The sequence below is a fragment of the Thiolapillus sp. genome (assembly GCF_048562965.1).
GTDB classification, from domain to species: domain Bacteria; phylum Pseudomonadota; class Gammaproteobacteria; order Chromatiales; family Chromatiaceae; genus Thiolapillus; species Thiolapillus brandeum_A.
Genome location: NZ_JBHNMF010000370.1, coordinates 1 through 3,278, shown reverse-complemented (window position 1 = coordinate 3,278; position 3,278 = coordinate 1). Strand labels below are relative to the sequence as shown.

The following is a 3,278-nucleotide window of genomic DNA, read 5'->3' as shown; positions in this document are numbered from 1 at the left end:
GTCTACCAGCCTTCGCTTCGCTCTCCATGGCTGGCAGCGTTTGAGATTTTTAGTGGTTTTTCTCCTCTGAAACTCTAAACTCTAGTTTCCACATTAAAAACCCTTGAAAAGGTGATTTCAACATTCTGTCAAGGCCAAGACGGGTCATTTGTTTCGATACTGAGTACCGTGGCCCGTTTATCGGACACCTGCCAGCGCACGTTATACCCGGCAAGGCGCATACCGTACACACGCTTCTCATCTCCCTCCTTTCGATAGGCCGGTCGGGGATCGAGGGTCACCAGCTGTTCGATCAACATCTGCAGTTCATCCCCACCGGGCAGAACACGCAGTTGACCTCTGGCCCGGTCGGAAAACACTGCCTGCAGACTCGTCGCTGGCGCATGGGGAGCAAATCCGCCCGTGGCATCCGGTATTGCATCCACATAGGGCAGGTAGGGTTTGATGTCCACTACCGGCGTCCCATCGAGCAGGTCCGCACCCCGCACATGCAGACGCACCCTGCCCTCCTCAACCTGAATCTGCTCCAGGCGAACGACAGACAAACCGAGATGATTGGGGCGAAAAGGCGAACGGGTGGCGAACACACCCTTGCGCCGGTTGCCGCCCAGGCGTGGCGGGCGCACGCGCTCACGCCAGCCCTGCTCCACACTCTGATGGAAAACGAAAGACAGCCAGATATGGCTGAATGCCTCCAGTCCATCAAATAGCCCGGGCTTGTCGTATCCCGGCAGCATTTCCACCACCCCGGGAACATCGACCAGTCCGGACTGGCGCGGCAAGCGTGTCTTCGACCTCGTGATAGATTTTGGGACATCCCAGTCCCCAAAATCGACTCGGCCTTTGACAACCTATTGGTGCCCCAGCCGTCCTGGTCACCCAGCACTACGCAACAATTTCGCAAGCTCGTTGCTGCTCCGTACTTGGCTCCCATATGACTGGACGCCGCGTTCGGAGGCCTACTTTGTTTTCCCTCTGGCGCAAGGCACGCCGGGAAAACAGTGCGGCCTCGCAGCTACTGGGGTCTACCAGCCTTCGCTTCGCTCTCCAATGGCTGGCAGCGGATGCCGAATTTTTCCTGGAAAGGAGTTTTGATATGGCCAATGGCCGTCAGGGAAAATGCAGAACTCATGCGTTCCTGCCTGGCTGAACCGAATATCTGCCAATTATCTCAGGACGCAGACCGGCAGGCTACGAAAAGCTGTGCAGCCTGCCGGATCAAAAGTGTGTTCAGCCCTTTCTGTTTGTACCGTTGTCGGCGGTCGATTGTGGCTTCTTGCCGGGCAGCTTGCGGCAATAGCCACTGATGCTGCGGCCGTCGGAGCGCTCATAACCCTTGACCCAGCGACAGCTGGTGGAAGTTGCACAACTGGACTTTTCCATGCCCTTGCAGATGCCTTCCGCACTGCTGTACCCCGAGGTGATGGAAAGGAGGATGGCAGTGGACAGTGTAGATATCATCATATTGGCTTTCTTCATTTTAAACATTCCCTTGTGGTTTGATCGAAGCCGGGCAACCCCGCCCGGCAAAGCCAGTTTAGGAAAACCACCTGTCTCTGTATGTAGGATTTGTCCTACTTTGGCATAGGAATCTTCCGGATTGCCAACGCTCAGCCCGGCATGGACACCGGCAGCCGTTTGGCACCCCAGTCACCGGGGCGGGGATCGAATACGCCTGGGATCTTTTCGCCGCAGCTTGCACAGCAGCCTTTGTCGTCCAAGCCCCATTTGCCCAGCACATACCAGTCTCTTTCGATGAGCAATTCACCACAGCTGGGGCACCAGGTACTGCCGCCACGGCTGTCGTGGACATTGCCGGTGTAAACATAGTTCAAGCCCTACGCCATGGCCATTTCCCTGGCTTGCGTGAGAGACTGCGGTGATGTCGGCGGCACATCGAGCATTTTGTAGTCCGGATGAAATGCACTGAAATGCAGAGGCACATCCGGCCCCAGTTCGGTGACGATCCAGTCCAGCATGCGTTTGAGGTCATCCTCTGAATCGTTGTGCCCCGGGATCAGCAGGTTGGTGATTTCAAACCAGACATCGGTTTCATGTTTCAGATATTTCAGGGTATCCAGTACCGGCTGCAGATGCCCCCTGTCAGCTTGCGGTAGAAATCCTCGGTGAAACCTTTCAGATCGACGTTGGCCGCATCCATGTAGGCAAAGAAGTCTTCCCTTGCTCCGGGAGAAATATACCCCGCCGTCACTGCCACGCTCCTGATATCCTGCTCACGGCAGGCTTTCGCCGTATCCACGGCATACTCGAGAAAAATCACTGGATCGTTATAAGTGTAGGCCACACTGCGGCAACCCAGCTTCTTCGCCGTTTCGGCAATCTGCTCCGGTGTCGCCTGATTGGCCAGAATATCCATCTCCCGCGACTTGCTCATATCCCAGTTCTGGCAATATTTACAGGACAGGTTGCACCCCGCGGTGCCAAAGGAAAAAACCGGTGTGCCCGGCAGGAAGTGGTTCAGGGGCTTTTTCTCTATGGGATCCACGCAAAAGCCACTGGAACGTCCGTAGGTGGTGAGTACCACCTCACCGTTTTCACAGACGCGTACAAAACACAGACCCCGCTGCCCCTCCTTGAGGTGGCATTCCCGGGGACAGAGATCGCACTGTATCCGCCCGTCTTCCAGCTTGTGCCAGTATTTCGTGGCCACATTCGCTACATCGTTCATCTTGTAATTTCTCCACCTGAACCCATCTAGTTTTATCAAATCGGGTTGAAAAGCAGGAATTCAAGATGAGCAGCGTATTACTTCCTTCCGTAGCCGGGATGTTTTATCCGGAACAGGCAGATGAATTGAGGCAACAGGTCGACAGCCTGCTGGCAGAATCTCCCGTGCCTGACGAACCGCCACCCAAGGCGCTTATCGCACCACATGCGGGCTATATTTATTCCGGTCCTGTTGCCGCCAGCGCCTATCGGCGGTTGCTGCCGGCAGCAGACAGTATTGAGCGTGTTGTCATCCTCGCCCCTTCACACCGCGTACCTTTTCGCGGCCTGGCGACCACTTCAGCGGATTATCTGCGTACACCTTTGGGTGACATCCCGGTGGACCGGAATGCTGTCGATCAGGCGCTGGCGCTGCCCCAGGTAGAGGAGTTCGATCGTGCCTTCGAGGGAGAGCATGCCCTGGAAGTACAACTGCCCTTCCTGCAGCGCTCTCTGAACAACTTCAGCATCGTGCCTTTCATCGTCGGACAGGCGAATGCACTGGAAGTCGGTGAAGTGCTGGATCTGTTGTGGGGCGGACAAGAAACACT

The 3,278-nt window shown here is 55.9% G+C and carries 4 protein-coding genes and 1 pseudogene; 2 read left to right on the top strand and 3 right to left on the bottom strand.

The window, feature by feature from the left end:
• Positions 1-128 precede the first annotated feature (128 nt).
• The gene (gene tsaA / locus ACOCD2_RS14930; RefSeq protein ID WP_293650221.1) at positions 129-782 is read right to left on the bottom strand and encodes a tRNA (N6-threonylcarbamoyladenosine(37)-N6)-methyltransferase TrmO; all 654 of its coding nucleotides are present in this window, start codon (positions 780-782) and stop codon (positions 129-131) included.
• Positions 783-798: 16 nt separating this feature from the next.
• Here tsaA and ACOCD2_RS14925 point away from each other — a divergent pair, with 16 nt between their 5' ends.
• Entirely contained in the window at positions 799-1,095 is a 297-nt protein-coding gene (locus ACOCD2_RS14925) for a hypothetical protein (RefSeq protein WP_293650222.1), read from the top strand.
• A gap of 135 nt (positions 1,096-1,230) precedes the next feature.
• Here ACOCD2_RS14925 and ACOCD2_RS14920 read toward each other — a convergent pair whose 3' ends face one another.
• Together ACOCD2_RS14920 and amrS are read right to left on the bottom strand one after the other, a co-directional pair.
• Positions 1,231-1,479 carry a hypothetical protein gene (locus ACOCD2_RS14920; protein ID WP_293652805.1) on the bottom strand — a complete coding sequence of 83 codons (249 nt, stop codon included), beginning with the start codon at positions 1,477-1,479 and terminating at the stop codon, positions 1,231-1,233.
• Positions 1,480-1,610: 131 nt separating this feature from the next.
• Positions 1,611-2,689, bottom strand: a pseudogene (gene amrS, locus ACOCD2_RS14915) (AmmeMemoRadiSam system radical SAM enzyme).
• A 65-nt stretch (positions 2,690-2,754) separates the two neighbouring features.
• Between amrS and amrB the strand changes: the two are divergent.
• Positions 2,755-3,278: AmmeMemoRadiSam system protein B (gene amrB, locus ACOCD2_RS14910; RefSeq protein ID WP_293652804.1), on the top strand; the 524-nt coding region annotated here is incomplete at its 3' end.

Coding starts and splice junctions, on each gene's coding strand:
- ACOCD2_RS14920 (WP_293652805.1), bottom strand. CDS start 1,479: ATGAAGAAAGCCAATATGATGATATCTACACTGTCCACTGCCATCCTC.